At 63.1% G+C, this 18,118-nt stretch carries 16 protein-coding genes; 5 read left to right on the top strand and 11 right to left on the bottom strand.

Annotation, left to right across the window (positions count from 1 at the left end; genetic code table 11):
* Window positions 1–81 precede the first annotated feature (81 nt).
* The 3 genes from ygfZ (at window position 82) to C9427_RS26565 (ending at window position 3,800) form a co-directional block, all read left to right on the top strand.
* On the top strand, window positions 82–960 hold the full coding sequence (gene ygfZ, locus C9427_RS26575) for a CAF17-like 4Fe-4S cluster assembly/insertion protein YgfZ (RefSeq protein WP_107652035.1): 879 nt from the start codon (window positions 82–84) through the stop codon (window positions 958–960).
* A complete protein-coding gene (locus tag C9427_RS26570) occupies window positions 960–1,598 on the top strand; it encodes an HD domain-containing protein (RefSeq protein ID WP_107652034.1) in 639 nt (212 codons plus the stop codon). Before ygfZ ends, C9427_RS26570 begins: the two co-directional genes overlap by 1 nt.
* Before the next feature lie 66 nt (window positions 1,599–1,664).
* Window positions 1,665–3,800 (top strand): putative bifunctional diguanylate cyclase/phosphodiesterase, encoded by a 2,136-nt coding sequence (locus C9427_RS26565; protein WP_107652033.1) that lies wholly within the window; start codon window positions 1,665–1,667, stop codon window positions 3,798–3,800.
* Between the two features lie 41 nt (window positions 3,801–3,841).
* Here C9427_RS26565 and C9427_RS26560 read toward each other — a convergent pair whose 3' ends face one another.
* On the bottom strand, window positions 3,842–4,732 hold the full coding sequence (locus C9427_RS26560; RefSeq protein ID WP_107652032.1) for a fatty acid desaturase family protein: 891 nt from the start codon (window positions 4,730–4,732) through the stop codon (window positions 3,842–3,844).
* A gap of 113 nt (window positions 4,733–4,845) precedes the next feature.
* Between C9427_RS26560 and C9427_RS26555 the strand changes: the two genes are divergently transcribed.
* Window positions 4,846–5,793, top strand: a complete 948-nt coding sequence (locus tag C9427_RS26555; RefSeq protein ID WP_107652031.1) for a LysR substrate-binding domain-containing protein — start codon at window positions 4,846–4,848, stop codon at window positions 5,791–5,793.
* 14 nt (window positions 5,794–5,807) lie between these two features.
* On the opposite strand, the gene C9427_RS26550 is transcribed toward C9427_RS26555, so the two are convergent.
* From C9427_RS26550 to C9427_RS26505, 10 genes are all read right to left on the bottom strand, one after another.
* The gene (locus C9427_RS26550; RefSeq protein ID WP_107652030.1) at window positions 5,808–6,080 is read right to left on the bottom strand and encodes a DUF3303 domain-containing protein; all 273 of its coding nucleotides are present in this window, start codon (window positions 6,078–6,080) and stop codon (window positions 5,808–5,810) included.
* Between the two features lie 21 nt (window positions 6,081–6,101).
* Window positions 6,102–7,565, bottom strand: coding sequence for a RimK family protein (locus C9427_RS26545; RefSeq protein ID WP_107652029.1), 1,464 nt, complete (start codon window positions 7,563–7,565; stop codon window positions 6,102–6,104).
* Window positions 7,566–7,570: 5 nt separating this feature from the next.
* A complete protein-coding gene (locus C9427_RS26540; RefSeq protein ID WP_107652028.1) occupies window positions 7,571–8,668 on the bottom strand; it encodes a peptidase C39 family protein in 1,098 nt (365 codons plus the stop codon).
* 159 nt (window positions 8,669–8,827) lie between these two features.
* A complete protein-coding gene (locus C9427_RS26535; RefSeq protein ID WP_107652027.1) occupies window positions 8,828–9,619 on the bottom strand; it encodes an anti-sigma factor family protein in 792 nt (263 codons plus the stop codon).
* The gene (locus C9427_RS26530; protein ID WP_097576597.1) at window positions 9,616–10,134 is read right to left on the bottom strand and encodes an RNA polymerase sigma factor; all 519 of its coding nucleotides are present in this window, start codon (window positions 10,132–10,134) and stop codon (window positions 9,616–9,618) included. Before C9427_RS26530 ends, C9427_RS26535 begins: the two co-directional genes overlap by 4 nt.
* Window positions 10,135–10,380: 246 nt before the next feature.
* Window positions 10,381–13,122: a DUF2339 domain-containing protein gene (locus C9427_RS26525; RefSeq protein WP_107652026.1), complete on the bottom strand. Its 2,742-nt coding sequence runs from the start codon at window positions 13,120–13,122 to the stop codon at window positions 10,381–10,383.
* Between the two features lie 67 nt (window positions 13,123–13,189).
* Window positions 13,190–13,708 carry a PaaI family thioesterase gene (locus C9427_RS26520; protein ID WP_107652025.1) on the bottom strand — a complete coding sequence of 173 codons (519 nt, stop codon included), beginning with the start codon at window positions 13,706–13,708 and terminating at the stop codon, window positions 13,190–13,192.
* Entirely contained in the window at window positions 13,705–14,481 is a 777-nt protein-coding gene (recO, locus tag C9427_RS26515) for a DNA repair protein RecO (protein WP_107652024.1), read from the bottom strand. The genes C9427_RS26520 and recO overlap by 4 nt, the downstream gene beginning before the upstream one ends.
* A gap of 133 nt (window positions 14,482–14,614) precedes the next feature.
* Window positions 14,615–15,784, bottom strand: a complete 1,170-nt coding sequence (locus C9427_RS26510; RefSeq protein ID WP_107652023.1) for a porin — start codon at window positions 15,782–15,784, stop codon at window positions 14,615–14,617.
* 350 nt (window positions 15,785–16,134) lie between these two features.
* Complete coding sequence (locus C9427_RS26505) at window positions 16,135–16,842, bottom strand: antitoxin Xre/MbcA/ParS-like domain-containing protein (RefSeq protein WP_107652022.1); 708 nt, start codon at window positions 16,840–16,842, stop codon at window positions 16,135–16,137.
* A 349-nt stretch (window positions 16,843–17,191) separates the two neighbouring features.
* On the opposite strand from C9427_RS26505, the gene C9427_RS26500 reads away from it, so the two are divergent.
* Window positions 17,192–17,995 carry a CPBP family intramembrane glutamic endopeptidase gene (locus C9427_RS26500; protein ID WP_107652021.1) on the top strand — a complete coding sequence of 268 codons (804 nt, stop codon included), beginning with the start codon at window positions 17,192–17,194 and terminating at the stop codon, window positions 17,993–17,995.
* Window positions 17,996–18,118: the final 123 nt, after the last annotated feature.

Here is an 18,118-nt window from a genome sequence, read left to right as displayed (position 1 = left end):
CCGATCCGGTCTCTTGCGGGGGGAGTGTCAGCGGCTTACGTAAAGGCCGACCGTTTTGCAAGATCAGGTTTTGTCTAACCCATGCCCTTTGCCCTGCTTAGCGACCATGCGCTCATTTCGGTGTCAGGCTCGGACGCCGAGCATTTTTTGCAGAACATCCTGACGACCGACCTCGACACGCTTGCTTCCGGCCAGGCAAAGCCAGGCGCGCTTTTGACGCCGCAAGGCAAGATCCTGTTCGATTTCCTGATTTCGCGCGCCGGCGGGAGTGCCTTCCACCTCGAATGCCGCGCCGATGTCGCCGACGACTTCATGCGCCGGCTGATGCTCTACAAACTGCGCGCCAAGGTCGAGATTGCCAAAGCCGACCAAGGGCTTGTCGTTGTTGCGTGGGGCAATGATTCAACCGCTTCACAATCTGATTCAACCAGGGTTGCCGATACCCGCTTTCGCGATGTGGAGGTCGAGCGCCGATATGGTGACATGGCCGAAGGGGGCGACCCCGCCGCATGGCAGGCCTTGCGCATCGCCCATGGCATCGCCGAAAGCGGCAGCGACTACCAGCTTGGCGATGCCTTCCCGCATGACGTGCTGCTCGACGAGACCGGCGGCGTCGGTTTCAAAAAGGGCTGCTATGTCGGCCAGGAAGTGGTTTCGCGCATGCAGCATCGCGGCACCGCCAGGCGGCGTGTGCTGATCGCCAGGGCAGAGCGGCCGCTGCCCGCGTCAGGCACCGAGCTGACGGTCGGCGGACGGCCCGTCGGTATGCTCGGCTCTACCGCCGGGACGACAGGTCTTGCAATTGCCCGCATCGACCGGGTCAAGGCGGCGCTCGACGCCGGCCAGTCTGTCATGGCGGGTGATGTCACTGTGTCGCTCACCATTCCGGCCTGGGCGAAATTCACTTTTCCGCAGGAAGCCGTCGGCGCGGAGGAAGCCGTCGGCGCGGAGGAAGCCTGATGGCGGCCGATCGCGCAGGCGCCCCGCCGCGCGCCTGGCAGCGCATGTTGTCTGGCCGGCGGCTCGACCTGCTCGACCCCTCGCCGCTCGACATCGAGATTTCCGACATCGCGCACGGGCTTGCCCGCGTCGCCCGCTGGAACGGCCAGACCAGCGGCGATCACGCGTTTTCGGTCGCCCAGCATTCGCTGCTGGTCGAGGCGCTGTTTTCCGAACTGGCGCCGGACGCCTCGGCTGATGCGCGGCTGGCCGCCTTGCTGCACGACGCGCCGGAATATGTCATCGGCGACATGATCTCACCATTCAAATCGGTGATGGGCGGCAGCTACAAGGATTGCGAGCTTCGGCTTCAGCGCGCCATCCACCAGCGCTTTTCGCTGCCGGCTGAACTCGGCGGCGGCCTGCGCAAGGAGATCAAGCGCGCCGACCAGATCGCCGCCTACTACGAGGCGACATTGTTGGCCGGCTTCTCGACGGCGGAGGCGACCGAGTATTTCGGCCGGCCGCGCGGCTTCAATGCAGAGCGCTTCGATTTCATGCCGCGTTCGGTGACCTGGGCGCAAGACGCCTTCCTCAAGCGGTATGCGGCGATTGAAACGAAACGTCGGGCAGCGATTACGGTGCACTCAGCGAAGTAAAAGAACGCTAAATTAACCGGCGGCTAGCACAGTACCGTGTCCGATCTCGGTCCCGCAGGCCCATACATGCCCGTCGCTCATGCCAAGGCTGGTTCGCCCGCACGCAGGCGCGGCGCTGGAGGCTTCGGCCCGAAGCGGCGCATCGAAGACGAACCGCGCGAGCAGAACGAACGCTTTTCGGCAGCCGTCGAGAACATGTCGCATGGGCTGTGCATGTTCGACGCCGACGAGCGGATGATTATCTGTAACGGCAACTATGTCAGCATCTTCTGCCTCGACGCCGAAATCGTGCGACCAGGCATCCGGTTTTTCGACATCCTCCAGCACAGCGTCGACATCGGCGTCGCCTCGCAGACCGCCCAGGAACTCTACGCCATCCGTAAGCCCTATATCGACCAGGCGAAACCCTCGACCTACGAGGAAACGCTGTCGGACGGACGCATCGTCGACATTTCGCACAGACCGCTGGCCTCGGGCGGCTGGGTGTCGATCTACGAGGACATCACCGAGCAACGACGCGCCGAACGGGAGCTGAAGGAACAGCACCGCCGCTTCGACGCTGCACTCGCCAACATGTCGCAAGGCCTGTTGATGTACGACGCGAACGGCAAGCTGATCGTGCGCAACGAACGCTTTCTGGAACTCTACAAGGTAACGCCGGCCGACTTTCCGCTTGGCATGAGCCACCATGACCTGATCGAGCAACTCTTGGGCCTGGGCATCTGTGCGGGGATCGACATCGATAGCGAAATCTCGAACACCATGGCCAGCCTTCAAGCTGGAAAAATGCGGTCGATCCAGCGCCATCTTGCCGATGGCAGGACTCTGTCGATCGTGCAGCGACCGATGAGCGGCGGCGGCTGGGTGGCAACCTTCGACGACATCACCGAACGCCGACGCACCGAAGAGCGCATGACCCATCTTGCGCTTCACGATACGCTGACCAACCTGCCCAATCGCTCGATGTTCCGCGACCGGCTCGACCAAGCCTTAGGCGAGGCTGCGAATCTGGCGATACTGTCGCTCGACCTCGACCGCTTCAAGGCCGTCAACGACACGTGGGGGCACCCGGTGGGCGACTGGCTGCTGAAATGCGTGGCCGAACGGCTGCAGCGCTGCCTGCGCAACGAGACCGACGTCGTCGCCCGTTTCGGCGGCGACGAATTCGTCATCATCCAGTTCAATCCCAAGGGCGCTGCCGATGCGGAAATATTGGCAAAACGCATCGTCGACATGATTGGAAAACCGTTTCGCGACAAGGGCCGCGACATGCATGTCGGCATCAGCCTCGGCATCGCGCTTTTCCCCGACGACGGCACAGACGCCGACACGCTCCTGAAAAACGCCGACATGGCCCTCTACCGGGCAAAAAGCGAAGGGCGCAACGTTTACCGCTTCTTCGAGCCCGGCATGGATGCGATGGTGCGGGCGCGGCGGGCACTGGAAACTGACCTCGAGGCAGCGTTGCCGCGGCGGGAATTCGAGCTGGATTTCCAACCCATCATGAACATCGCTTCCGGCGAAATCGTAGGCGCCGAGGCATTGATGCGTTGGCATTCGCCGGCACGCGGCCGGGTTGCGCCGGACAATTTCATTCCCGTCGCCGAAGAAATCGGGCTGATCGTGCCGCTTGGCGAATGGGCGCTGAGGAAAGCCTGCACGGTGGCGGCGGGTTGGCCGCATGGGCTGCGCATCGCGGTCAATGTCTCGGCTGTGCAAATCAAAAGCGGCACCTTTGCCCGCAGCGTCATCTCCGCACTGGCATTTTCCGGTGTGCCGGCCAACCGGCTGGAACTGGAAATCACCGAAACGGTGCTGATGGACGAAAGCGATACGGTGCTGAAGACGCTCAGGCAGTTGCGCGAGCTTGGCATCCACATCGCGCTGGACGATTTCGGCATAGGCTATTCGTCGCTCGGCTATCTTCGCCGCTTCCCGGTCGACAAGATCAAGATCGACCGCTCCTTCATCCGTGACATCGACAACCGCGATACCGCGGCGATCGTGCGCACGGTCATCGGGCTCGGCGCGCAGCTTGGCATCACCGTCACCGCCGAGGGTGTCGAAACCGAAGCTCAACTGGAGTTCCTGCGCAAGGAGGGCTGTGTCGAGGCCCAAGGCTATCTGATCGGCGTGCCATCGAAGGCGGCGGATATCGCTCGCCTGCTGGAGGCCCGCGCGGCGAGCAGGCAATCAGGCTGAGCACGACAGGGCCGAGCCAGTCAGCGGCTCGGCCTCAGCCATCAGCGCAATGTTTCGATGTATTTTTCGTGGAAGCGCACGTAACCAGCTTCGATCTCCTTGAGATGACGCTCGATCAGGGCATGAAACGCCGGCAGTTGATGGAAAGGCACACCCGGATAGGCATGATGCTCGGCGTGGAAGGGCATGTTCCAGGCGAGCCTGCGGACAAACCAGTTGGTCAGCGTGGTCCGGGTGTTTTCCAGCATGTTGGCGACAAGCGGACAACGGCCATGTTCGGCCAGCAGATAGAGGCGCAGGAATGGCTGCCCGAGCAGCGCCGGCACGATCCAGACATAGAGCAGCGTGGTTGCCCGAAACCAGAGGGCCAGCACCAGCACCACGGCATAGAAGGCAATCATGGCGCGGGCCTCGGCGCGCACCTTGGGCAGGCCTTTTGACGGCACGTAGCTGTCCCGGCAGCCGCCGGTCGCGTTGGTGTAGAGCGTCTTGAAGTGGCCCCACCACACCGGAATCCCGGAAACGTGGACGATATACTGCCGCCAGGTTTCGGGCTTCGGGAAGGCGAGTTCCGGGTCGTTTTCCGGATCCTGGGTGAAGCGGTGATGGGCGAAATGGAAATAGCGGAACCAGTCTGCCGGCAGCGCGATCGCCAGGCTGCAGACGCGCGCCACGACATCGTTCAGCCGCTGTGTTTCGAAAGCCGTGCGATGGACCGTCTCGTGCAGAAGCGTGAACAGGAAAACGATGAGAATGCCTTGCGGCAGCATCAGCAGCGGCCAGTATGGCACCTTGGCGATGATCAGCGCGCCGATGACGACGATCGCGCCCCAATGAGCGGCAAGCTGCAGCAGCCCGAGGCGATCTGACTTGGCGGTCAGCTGATCGCGCTGTTGCTGCGTCAGCGACGCGATCACGTCGCGATGGTCCATTGGTGTTCCGTTTCTCATGCTTGCCAATCGAAAGTACCCTAATCGAGGAAATAGCTTTCGCAAAACGAGGATTCCTGCCAGATAGATAAGCTTAACTTACCTATTGGGGGGGTATGGTTGCACTTCCATCCTTGCGCGGACTGCAGGCTTTCGAGGCGGCAGCGCGGCTTGGCAGCTTTGCCGGCGCGGCCGAGGAGCTTTCAATTTCCGCGGCCGCGGTCAGCCAATTGATCCGGACCATCGAGGACCAGATGGGCCGCAAGCTGTTTCACCGGGTCAACCGCCGTGCCGTGCTGACCGATGCCGGCCGGGAAATGCTGCCTCGGCTGACGACGGCCTTCGAGGAGATCGGCAGCGTGTCGCGCGAGCTCAGCGGCGCGGAGTTTCGATCGCGGCTTGTCGTCTCGGTGCCGCCATCGATGGCGATGGGCTGGCTTTCGACGCGGCTGAAGAGCTTTGTCGCCAGCCATGGCGCGGTCGACATATCGCTGAGAGGCGAAGACGATCCGGTATCGTTCGACCGCGACATGATCGACATACGTCTTTCCTATGGGCGCGCCCACTATCGCGACCAGGCGACGGAAGACATCGTGAGAGACGCCGTCTATCCTGTTTGCGCAGCTGGCCTGGCAAGGGAGATCGGCGATCCCGAAGGCGCCGCTGCGCTTGCCCGCTTGCCGTTGATCCACACCGACTGGGGGCCGACAGGCGCCTCCTTTCCATCCTGGCGCGGCTGGTTCGAGACGGCCGGCATCGAGCCTGGCCGCGCCAGCCAGCACGGTCTGTCGGCGAATTCGTCGCGGGCGGCGCTCGATCTGGCCATCTCAGGCCTTGGCGTGGCGCTGGCGCAGGGCGTCTTCTGCGCCGAGGCGGTGGAAGACGGCAGGCTGGTCAGGCCCGTCGCACAGGCGCTGGAGCTGCGCCAGCCCTATTGCCTGACGATCCCGCAACGAAGCTTGAGGCGCGATGTGGTTGCGGCGTTCAAGGAATGGCTGATCGAGGAATGCCTGCGCTCGGTGGGTTCGCCGGCGTTGATCACTCGGCGATCCGAGGGCCGGTGACGGCGGTTGTTCGCTCAGAGATGTCCGCTCAACGCTTCCACCATGTCCTTGTTCGTCGCCACGGGAACGATTTCGAATTCGACCAGATCCGCCCATTCGATGACCCAGCGCTGCAATAGCGTGACGTCGTCGGCCTCCACCAGCAGGAAGCAGCGGCTCATATCCGCCGCGATCCAGCTGTGGTGCACGAGAAGCGCGTCCGGCTTCAGGCGGCCCTGGTCGCGGAGGCGGCGGTAGATCTCCTTGCGGTCACAGCCGTGAAAATCCTCGGTCACGAAAAACAGCATCGCTGCCCCCTATTCGGATGATTATCGCCCCGGCCGGTCGAGCCGCTCCAGGAACCACTGCGTCAGCCGCACCCAGACCTCGTCCTTTTCGCCGGAATCCTCCCAGCCATGGTCGAGGTTGGGATTGTCGTTGACCTCGATGACGAAGACGCCGTCCCTGGTCTCCTTGAGGTCGACGCCATAGAGGCCATCACCAATGCAACGCGCCGCCCGCACGGCCGTCTCGACGACATGGGCCGGCGCCTCCTTCAGCGTGAAGGTCTTGATGCCGCCCTGGTCGGGCTTGCCGTTGGCCTTGTGGTTGACGATCTGCCAGTGCTTCTTGGCCATCAGATAATGCACGGCAAACAAGGGCTGGCCGCCAAGCACGCCAACACGCCAATCATACTCGGTCGGAATGAATTTTTGTGCGATCAAAAGGTCGGAATCCTCCAGCCATTCGGTGGCCAGCGTCTTCAGTTCCTCGAAGGTCTCGCATTTCTTCACACCGCGCGAAAATGACGAGTCCGGGATCTTCAGCACCAGCGGGAAACCCAGCGTCTGCGCCGCCAATTCGAGATCCGAAATGCCGGCGATCATCACCGTCGGCGGCACCGGCACCTTGTTGTAGGTCATCAGCTCGTTGAGATAGACCTTGTTGGTGCAGCGGATCATCGACAGCGGGTCGTCGATGACCGGCATGCCTTCCTGCTGGGCGCGGCGGGCGAAGCGGTAGGTGTGGTTGGAAATCGAGGTGGTCTCGCGGATGAACAGCGCGTCGTAATTGGCGAGCTTGGCCAGATCCTTCTTGGTGATTGGCTCGATTTCGACGCCCATTTTCTCGGCGATCTTGGCCCAATAGCGAAGCGACGAAATCTCCGACGGCGGCAGTTCCTCATGCGGATCGACCAGCGTGGCGAAGGTGTAGCGCGCCGGCGTGCGGCCCTTGGTATCGCGCCACTCGCGGTTGGTGTAGGTCTCGAGGCACCGCAGGAAGTGCTCTTTTTCCTCGTCGGTCATCCGGATCAGCGGATGGAAGCCGATCTTGCGGATCGCCGCCCATTCAGCGCTGTCCTTGATGTGGACCTCCAGCGCCGGCGCCCGGAACCAGTCGAACAGGAGCTTGGCGAATCGATCCCATACTTTCGACGGGCCGATGCCGAAGAAGATGCAGACCTTCTGCGGAAAGGCGCCGCCGAGATCCTTGCGGCATTTGTTGAGCGCGAGCTCGAGTTCGGGCAGCGCATGCTCGTAGAGCTTGCGCTCCGACAGGTCGATCATCGTCTCGACCGTCGGGATGACCTTGTGGCCGCGTGAGCCGGCGAGCAGCGAGGCATAATAGCCACGGCTCTGATAGCCGTAATTGTTCGACAGGTTGATGACCTTCGGCCGCTGGCCGCGAAACAGCGCCGGATGCGCAAGATAGTCGCGGTTGGTGATGATCTTGTGCGGCGTCGCCACCTGGTCGAGATCGTTCTGCCGGCCGGTGAGGATGACCCAGGTCATTGTCTTCAGCGCTTTCCTAGCGTGATGGCGGCACGCAGTCCGTCGCGGCCGAACTGCGCCATGTTCATGAAGATGCCGTAAGGCACGGGAATGTTGGCGGCATCAAGGATGGTCTCCTGCCTCTCGTCCTCGACCCAGGGATCATGGATCAGGATATGGTCGCCATCGTCGCCGATGGCCAGCACCCAATGCGGCACTTTCTTACCGAACATCAGGAAGCCGCTGATCAGGACCAGCACCAGTTTGCCTTCGGCGATGGCGGCGCGGATATCGTCGATGGCGAATGGACGGTAATTCACCGGGATGCCGTAAAGTTCCGCGCGCCGGCGAAAGTCGACCTGCGCCAGTTCCATGACCCGACGTTTGTCCTGGCTGCGCACCGACTGCAGGAACAGCGCGCCATAGAAGGACACGTAGATCTCCGCCGAGAGCCCGGCTTCATGGCCGGCGACGGCGAGGCCGAACGGTTCGCAGCCGCCCGGCCCCGACATCATGAAAACGGTGGTCGCTTCGCGCCACAGGCGGATTTCCATGACCGGATCAGGCACGAAGCCGGGATCGAAATTGGCCATCGCCATCATCAGGCAGCACGGGCCGCAGGTGAATTCGCAGGTCTGCTGATAGAACGGCACCCTGGTGGCGACCGGAATGTCGCCGCGCAAGGTCTTCTCATAGCGAAGCGCAGTGGCGCCGTCCTCGTAATAGCCGGGTTCACGGCCGATCTTGCGGTAACCGCTCTGCTCGTAGATGCGGATCGCCCGGCTGTTGTCCTCGCGCACTTCGAGGCGCAGCATCATGCGGTCATGCTCGAAGGCGGCCTCCTCGGCCCGCTCCAGCAGCATGCGGCCAATGCCGAACCCACCGAAGAAGGAACCGACGGCAATGGAATAGAGCCGCGCGACGCCGCTGCCCTTGCGAAACAGCACGACCGCATAGCCGGCGATGCGGCCATCGCTTTCGGCGACAAGCATGCTGGCGGTCTCGCGTTCGATCAACTGGCGAAAGGAGCGGCGGGAAATACGGTCGCTCGAGAAAACAGCTTTCTCGATGGCGGCGAGGTCATCGACGTCGGACGCGCGGGCCTTGCGAATCTCGGCAGGCATGCGGGCTCAGAAAACCTCGATTGGGTTGTGGAAACGGCCCTGGTCGAAACATCGGTCACACCGGCGGAAACACCAGCATTCGTCAAGCGCTATCGCACCTCGATTCGGGCCGAATTGTGACAATTCCGGCGGCCGCGCCGGCTTCGAGAAATGGCGCTGTCAGCCGGCAAGGCCCGCCAGAAGCTGGCTGTAGGCGCTCTTGGCCACCGAGGTCAGTTGCGCGCGCGGCAGCGAGCCGACGACGGCGCAGGCATATCCCTTGTCCAGCCAGTAGACAGCCTCGGGGCCGTTTTCTGCCGATCCGTAGGTGCCCTTGGCTTTTTCGGCCGATTCGGAAGTGACGAAGAGGGAAATGCGCTCGCCCTTGTCGTCCTCGTAGAGCAGCATCGCAGCCTTGCCATGGCCGGCAGGCAGCAGCCGGCCGCCGACGAGTTGGAACCCTTCCGCCGCCAGATTCGGTGCGACCAATTTCAGGCCGACCCGGTTGGACAGCCAGGTCTGCAAATGATCCTTGTCGCTGGCCGGCACTTCCACCGCGTGCCGTTTTTCGGCGGCATAGATGACATGGGCCGCGATCGCCTGCTCGGCGAGTTCGTCGTTGACGGGATCTTCCAGGCCCAGACGGTCGATACCGGCGACATAACCACCGACACCGCCAACGGCCAGCACCGCCGCCGCGGCGGCTGCAAGCCACCAGCGCGAGCGCCCTCCCGCCGTCCTTGCCGGCGTCTCGCCGAAGACGATTTTCTGCAACCGCGCCGGCACCGGCTCATCGAGCACACCGGCGAACGCGGCATGGAGCGCGGCACGGTCGGCGACATAGCGGGCGCTCTTCACCTTCATTTCGGGATTGGCGTCGAGCCAGGCGTCATACGCCGTGCGCTCGTCGCCCGGCAACTCGCCATCAAGAGCCATGTGGATGTCGCGTTCGGAAAAATCGTGCCGGCTCATTTCTCGACGATCCTTATCGAGCGGCGGCGCGCGGTGTCCTCCAGCAATCCGCGCAATTCCTCACGCCCGCGCGCGATGCGCGACATCAATGTGCCGGCGGGAACGCCGAGGATGTTGGCGGCCTCGGCATAAGAAAAGCCTTCGATGGCGACCATGACCAGTGCCGCACGCCGGTCGGGGCTGATCGCCTGCAGCGCGTCGATGATCTCGCGCGAGGCGATGCCCGCCACCTGTTCGGCAGGTGCTGCCTGCGCTTCGCTCGCTTCCAGCGGCAGCATGGCGGCCTCACCGCGCCGGTTGACCTTGCGCATCTGGTCGATGAACAAATGATGCATGATCGTAAACAGCCACCTTCTGGGGCTTTCTCCAGTCTGCCAGTTGTCGAGCCGCACAAGCGCCCGTTCCAGGCAGTCCTGAACGAGATCATCGGCGGAATCGCGGTCACGCAGCAGGGAGCGCGCGTAGCGACGCAGCCGCGGTATTTCGCCAAGGATCGCTGCCTTCTTTTCGTCCATGACCGCTGATTCTGAGGTCGCCCTGTCTTCCCGATTGAATGCGCCTTCGCGGCGCGGCGCAAGCGGCCAGAGCGAAGCGGCCTGCCGCCCCGGTCACCCAAGCAACAAAATAACGCTGGCCGGTAGCGGTTTATTCCCGGTTAGATTGAAATCCAATTGTGGTTGCTTGTCCTAAGGCGCGTAGCGTCCACGCTTTAGGTTTTCGTCTCCATGCATGTCGTAACCGCACTTTATGGGCGACATGCATTAGGTCGTCTCCTTCGCCGCCCTTGTCAGCAGCCGCTGGTAGAACAGGCCGATGCCGATCAGCACGGCGCCGAGGCCGATGAAGGACAGCGCTCGCAGCACGCCTTCCAGCTCCGACATGTCGAAGACGAAGACTTTCAGCACGGCAATCGAGATCAGCGCCGCGGATGCGATGCGCAGCGCCTGCGATTTCAGCCGGACGCCAGCGGTGAGCAGCGCCACGCCGATGACCAGCCAGAGCGCCGAATAGGTGTAGGTTTCGAGCTGGCCGAGACCGCTCCACAGGCCGATGAACTCGCCCTTGAACAGCCGCCTGACCGACAGCGTCGCATAGGCGAAGGCGAGCACTGCCGCCACCACCGCCAGCATCGCGGCATACCATTTCGGCCGCTTGTCTCTGATGTAGAGCGCGAGCCCCCCGGCAGCGACCGCCGGCAGGAGATAGGCCAGGAACAGGAGGTCGAATACCGGGATCCGACCGGTCGATTCGTCCGTGAACAGTGGGTTCAGCGCGAGAAAATGCTGGATGACGATGAAGGCGACCGAGACCACGCCCGCGACAATCGAGCCGTAGCGCAGCACCGAGCTTGGCGAGCGCATGTCGATGGCGACCAGGATGGCGCCGGCGCCGAGGGCGATCAGCGTATAGATCGCCTGCTCGGCGAGCGTGACCATACCGGTGTCGATGACGCCGCCATGCATGGCGTGACGCACCAGCATGGCGATGGTCAGCAGCGCAAACAGCGCCGCCGCCGCCTCCATGGCGAGGCGTGGCCGGCCATCGGTAGTGCGGGCGAGCTGCCAGGCGGCGAAGCCGAAGGCGAGCGCCGGCACGCCATATCCCGGCAGCAGCCAGTTGAACACCGGCGTCGTCGACAGGAATTGGGCGCCGACGATTGTCGGATCGAAAGCGATGCGAGCGAGCACGGCGATGACCGCACCGACCGAAATCCAGCCGAGCACCGGATAGGCGCGCCAGCGCGTGGCCAGCGCCGGCACGACGGCCGCGGCGCCCAGAAGAATGGTGGTCAAGCCGGACCCGAAAGCCATATGCAGCATCAGCAGACCGGCGACCGCCGCACCACCGAGCGCGAAGGAGACAGCCGCGCCACCCTGTAGCGGCGGTTCCTCGCCTCGCGCGATCCACTCGCCGCCGGAGGCGAAGCCCGCGACCAGAAGGGCCGCGGCCGCCGCATAGACAAGATCGCGGTCGAGATTGCCGAAGGTGAACCAGAGCGCCAGCAGAATGACCAGCGGTGCAACGACGCCCCATGCCGCCCATGAAGCGGATCGCACCCAGGCGGTTACCGCGAACCTGCGCGCGGCCCAGAAGCCCGCGCCGATGAAAACAAGCCCGAGACCTATGCCGATCCTGAGCATCAGCGGGTCGGATATCAGCGCCGGCTGGCCGTCGACGCCGACAGCGCCGCCTGAAAAATCGGCAGCAACTGAGGTCGGCGGAATGATGCCGAGATAGACCAGAACCGTCACCAGCCCGGCGGCGTGCAGGAGCGCCAGCGCCCGAGGCCTGTAGAGCGCCACCGCCACCAGGGCCGCGATCAGTGCTGCTCCAGCCAGGGCTCCACTGGCGGCAGCGTAGGCCGGGTCGACGAACAACGCCAAGGCCGAGAGACCGACGAAGAAACCAGGGGCGATCGAGGGCCAGTCGAAGCCCCTGTCAGGTTCCGTTTCGCCACCGCGACGGCCGAGCCAAACGAAGGCAAGCACGGCCAGGGTGACGGCGTCGATGAACAGGATGACCGGCAGGTTGGCGCCCGGCGCATCGGTCATGAAGAGGACGACCCAGATACCGGTGCCGACAAAGGCGGCCGCCATCAGGAAAGTCCAGTCGCGCATGCGAGCGATGACGCCGGTGGCGGCAAGCACGATCGCGAGATAGCCGAACAGCGCCCAGGGATTGGGCGCCTCGGAGGCAATCAGCATCGGCGTTACCATCGCGCCGAGCAGGCCTATGCCGGCCAGCGCCTGGCCGTGGACGAGAGCCGCGGCAATGGTCGCCACGCCGATGGCGCCGAGCAGCGTGAAGGCCAGTGCCGGGCCGATGAAGCCGTAGATGCCATGCGCGGCATAGACCGTGCCGAACAGGATGAAAGCGCCGGCCGCCGTCAGGATTGCTGGAATATATGCGCCGGCAGCGCCCTGCACCGGCAGCCTGAAGCCAGTGCGGCGGATGAACTCGCCGCCGCCGACCAGCACCAGCCCGAGCAATGCGGCCATGCTTAGCCGCACGCCTGGGCCGAAGATGCCGGCCTCGATGGTGTAGCGGATCAGGAACAGGCCACCCAGTGCCAGCGCGATGCCGCCAACCCAGACCGCCCAGCGGGTGCCGAGCGCCGTTTCGATGTCGGGTTTTTGAGCCGCCTTCGCCGTCGCGGCGGCCGGCTCTGCCGGCGCGGACCCGGCCGGCGCCGTTTTGCCCGTGGTCCAGGGTCCGGATTCGATCTCGCCGATCTTAGCCTTCGCCAATCGCTTTGGCGCAGCCTTGTCCTTCGGTGACGACGCAGTATCGGCCACCGTTGCTGCCGCTGCGTTCGCCGGCTTGCTGTCGTTTGCGGCCGGTTCCACCGGCTTGTGCTGCGGCGGAGCCACAGGCGCGCCCGAAAGCACGAGGCTGCGCAGCGCGCCAAGCTCGCGCTCGATCAGGCCGATGCGGCTCTGCTGGCGCGCAATGATGACAAACAGCGCGATGATGGCGACAAGGCCGATCAGGCTTTCGAACATGGCGGTTCCCCCAAACCAGGCCAATTTCACTGACACTCAAATACGGCCGCCAAACGGCCGGGCAAATTCAACGGGCCGCCAGATTGGCCGCCGGAAAGATCGAGCATGTTTCGGTGCCGAAAGCCAGCAGCTTGCCGTTGGCATCCTTGAGCGTCGCTTCCGAAACCGCCAGCGTGCGCCCCTTGTGCACCACCTTGCCCTCGCAGACCACTTCGCCGGTCCTGGGCGTGATCGGCCGCGTCAGATTCACCTTGAACTCCGCCGTCGTATAGGCCTCACCCTTGTCGAGCAGTGTCTGCACCGCGCAGCCGAGTGCCGAATCCAGGAGCACGGCGGCCCAGCCGCCATGCACGCTGCCGAGCGGGTTCAGATAGCGCTCGTTCGGCATGCCGCGGAACACCGCGCGGCCTTCAGACACCTCGGCAAGGTCGAAGCTAAGCTGGAAGGAAATCGGCGGCGCCGGGTATTTGTTGTCGATGATGCGCTGGAGCAGCTCAAGTCCGGTGTATTCCAGGATGTCGGCGTGCGGAATGGTGCCGAGGCCGAGCGGCGAGACCCGGCCGGGATAGAGTTCCACTTCGCTCATCGGGTAATCTCTCCGGCAACGGCTTCTGCAGCGACGGGCTTGCCGGGCGCGTGGTGTTTGCGCAGCGCCGCAAGGAAGCCGGCGCGGGCGCCGGGCGGCTCGATGCCACGCGGTTCGTAGACATGGCGAGAAAAGAAGAAGCCGGTCAGCCGGAAAGCATCCTCGATCGCCGCCGGATCGGCGCGCAGGCCGGAGCCGCGCTGCAGGAAGGCGGGCAGCGGCAGCATCTTGTCGCGCCAAGGCGCGCCGGCCTGGCGCGACACGGCGCGCCCGGATTTCGGTGAGACATAGGCAAGGTCCTGCCTGGCGCCGGTCGCCGCGCACTGGCTGAGATCGAGGCCGAAGCCGAGTTCGTCGAGAATGAGCAGCTCGAAGCGCGCCACCAATTCGCCGGCGGCATCGGCATCGTCGAGGTGCACGATCATCACGGCGAGTGTCTCGTAGAGGCCGCCATGAGCGTCGCGCTCGGGCAGCAGGCGCAGATGCGCGGCCATGGTTTGCAGCCCATAGACGGCGACGGCGCTGTCCATCAGCCGGGCGGCGTTCATCTCGATCGCCTCGGCCTGGAAGGTGCCGAGGTGCTCGTCGAGCCGCGCCCGCCACAACAGGTCGACGCGGTTGCCAGGCTGGAGAACGGGCTGCTGCTTGCGCGAACGGCCACCGCGCACGAGGCCGAGGTGGCGGCCATGCGCACGCGTCATCACCTCGAGGATGGCGCTGGTTTCGCCATGCTTGCGGGTGCCGAGGATGATTCCCTCATCGCGCCATTCCATGAACGGAGCTTGTCACCGGTTGGATGGCGAAATCAAGGTATGGGTTTCGATGCCCGCCCAAGCGGCGCCGGACCGTGCATGAAAGCCGCCCGCAGCGATACGCTGCGGGCGGCCTGGTAAGGTCAGCCGTCCGTTAGAACGAGCGCTGGAAGCGGAGAATGCCGCCGATGTTGCTCTTCTTGGTGGCCTTGGTCCAGTTGTTGAAATCGGCGTCGCCGAACTTTCCCGCATTGAGGTAATCGACTTCTGCCGTGATCGTAAAGCCGGGCACAACGGTGTAGGCAACGTTAGCGGCGATGCCGAGGTTCTTCCAGTCGTCATAGGAGATTTGGGTGTTGAACGAAGTCTTTTCGTTGAACTTGTAGGTGCCGCCACCCCACACTGCCCAGTTGCCGCCCCACTGCTTGTAGAAGCCGCGACCGCTGGCATCGATGGCGTTGCCCGCATTGTCGTTGAGGTTGTCGTCCGTGCCGTAACCGCCCATGATGAACAGCGACAGTTCGTCGGTGGCCTTCACGTCCAAACGAACCTTGCCGGCCACTTCCTCGTAGTTGCTGTCGTAGGCGACGACGCCGGTGATCGCACCCCAGTCGCCCTTGTACTTCAAGCCGCCGACGACATGCGGAACATAGCTGTCGATGGTGCCGACCCTGCCGGCGCCTTCTTCGAGAGAGACCACGGCCGAGAAGCCATTGCCCGCGTCGAAGTAGTACTGAACGACGTTGCTCTCCTGCCCGCCATACGGAACCAGCGTATCCTGGATGACGCTGCCGGCGTAGCCGATGAACGTATCGAAAGCCGTATCGTCCTTGCCGACGCGCAGGCCACCGAGCTGAATCCAGGCATAACGCAGCGAGAGAGACTTGTTACGGCCCTGCCAGTCGTCCGCACTGGAGGCGTTTTGATTAAGATAGTCGCCGCTGCTGTTGCCGTAGTTGAAGCGGGTCTCGGTGTAGGTCTTAAGGGTACCGAGCTCAGTCTCCTGACCGGTCCAGGTCTTCAGCGTGAAGCGGGTGTTCTTGTAGTAGGTCGAATGCGTCCCATCGTCCATGTGGTCCGGGACATGGTTGACACCATCGAGCGAACCGGCATCGCCGACGCCGATGTCGTAGCGGACATAGCCGCCGATGCGCAGGCAGGTCTCGGTGCCCGGGATATAGAAGTAGCCGGCGCCGTAGACGTCGCAGATCTTGACGTATTCGGCTGGTTCCGGTTCGGCGACGACCACAGCGTCGGCAGCGCGAGCGCCGGAGACCGCGATCAACGCCGCGGCTGAGCCGAGAAGAAGGCTCTTGATATTCATTTTCTGACCTCTCCAGTCAAAGTTAAAAATGGCTTCGGATTGCGTGGCGGAGCGGTGACATCACCCACCTCATCCACGTCGAAAAAGGCCCGCACCGCTTTCCCTTTTCGGCGGCGAACATACCCATGGATCTTCCGTGTTCAATGGCGATTCTGGGAATAATCCCTGGCAAAACAGAAGATTAAATCCATGTTGCACAAATATCACTCATGATGTGAACCAATGATACAAATGATACCATTGGCACATCGTTAAATAATTGTTATAAAGTTAGGCGGATAAACATAATCTATTCGTGAGTATTTTCTTTAAGCGCTATCTTTTGTAAGAAAATTACTAATTCCTGGAAATTATTCAAATTTCGCCGTCAATGTGCCCTGCGCCGCAAGGACAACATCCGCAACCAGATCCTGTTTCAGCATCTCAATGGGAATGCGACCGTCGAGCCCGGCGGCAGGGCTGATCAGCCACGACCAGGCGCGCCGCGGATTCGGCATCGACGACAACACCTCGCCGATGCCGGGCGCCGGCCTGCCATCGACGAACTGCGCCAGGGGGAACACATGTTTGCGCCCGCCGGTGCGCAAAGCGACGACCTTGCCGCTGCGCTGCCAGCGGTGCAGCGTCGATCGCGATATGCCAAAATTTTCTTCCAGAAATGTCGGTCCAGCGACCCGCCCCGCCCAGTCCTCTACGCGCATCAGATCGATGTCGTCGTTTCCGGCCAACCGGCTTCGGACCTGTACGGCGCCAGACGCTGACGCGACCGGCTCGCGGCTAGTGGCTTCGGCCGCCAGCGCGCGCACGAATTGCAGTACAATGCCGGGCAATCTTTCCAGCGTGGTGTCGATAGCCTGCAGATCCCCCGGCGCAAGCAGGACGATCGCAGCGGCGACGGCGCCGGCAATCTGGCCGGCAACGACCGCATCACCATTCTTGATCTTGTCTCGCCGCAGCAGCGCCTGCTCGACCTCAACAGCGACGGCGCGTGCGAACCCCGTCTGATGGGTAACCCCGGTCTGATGGGTCGGGTCCGTGCAATTCCAAGGCTTGGTCATGTCCTAATCTGGCTGCATGCCCGCTTGTTCCGTGTCAGCCCGGAAGCGGGTCTTTCGTACAGCCTATAGGCAGGGTGTATGACGGAGACACGACGAACAGCGTCACCCGACGGCAGCACTGGCGTAACTCCTAACCGGTCGAATACAGCCCTCTCCGAGAAACATCGGAAATTTCTCAGAAAGCGCTCGGGATTTTGCGCCGTGCAGGTGCCAATAAAAACGGGTTGACCGACGTGGTCGACGGACGGCCTGCCGGAGTGGTCCCGATGGCTCGTACTCAGACGCATGTCGGCCGATCGGGCAGTTCGGCGACCTCTCAGACCCAGTCTGCCCACTGTGAGGACTGGACATGACTTCCTTCCTGAACCTGGTGCGAAGGCACCAGCTGACCGCCTTCTTTTCGCTTGCGCTGGCCCTCACCTGGCTGGCCTTCATTCCATTCTATTTGTCGAATGGCGACAGCATTCCCTGGTTCACCTTCGGGCCGATGGTTGCCGGCTTCATCGTCGCAGCACTTTCCGGTGGCTGGGCCTCGGTCAAGGCGATCCTCGCTTCGATGGTGAAATGGCGGGTCCATCCGTTTTGGTATCTGGTGGCGTTCGGCCTACCGTTCGGGGCGCAACTGGCCTCGATCCTGATCAATCCGCAGTTTGGCGCGGCAGCACCCGCCTGGGGCAATATTCCTGCCTTCTCGCAGATACTGCCGATCGTTGCGCTGTATGCGGTTTTCAGCGGTCCGCTTGGCGAGGAGCCCGGCTGGCGCGGTTTTGCGACGCCACGTCTGCTGGCTGGTCACTCAGCGCTCGCCGGAAGCCTGATCCTCGGCGTGATCTGGGCGATCTGGCACTTCCCACTTGGTCTGGTCGGCGACCTCAGCCTCTATGGCACGATCAACGTCGTTTTGGCGGCGGTGGTGTTCACCTGGCTTTATCAGAACACCGGCAGCGTGCTTCTCGCCATACTGATGCACGTCACGCATCAGAACAGCGTGCGCTTCCTCGGCAAGGTGTTCACCGGCGGCGACTATGTGCAGCAGCAATGGATCGGGGTTGCGATCTGGGCGGCGATCGCAATTGCCATCGTCGCTTTCTACGGCAGCGAAAGTTTCGCCCGCAGACCGCGAGCCGAGGTTGCCGTCGCCAGTGCGGTCTAGCCCACCGATTTGCAAATGATCGCGGCGCTCGTAATCGGGTGCTGCGGTTTCATCGGCGTACCAAAACAACGGAGGTCTTGACCCAGCCCGTCAGCCATAGCCCAATGTCGGCATGGCTTCCAC

It is taken from the genome of Mesorhizobium helmanticense (genome assembly GCF_003034915.1).
In the GTDB taxonomy this organism is placed as follows: domain Bacteria; phylum Pseudomonadota; class Alphaproteobacteria; order Rhizobiales; family Rhizobiaceae; genus Mesorhizobium; species Mesorhizobium helmanticense.
The sequence above is the reverse complement of the archived record's forward strand: the minus strand, read 5'-3'. Positions and strand labels throughout refer to the sequence as shown.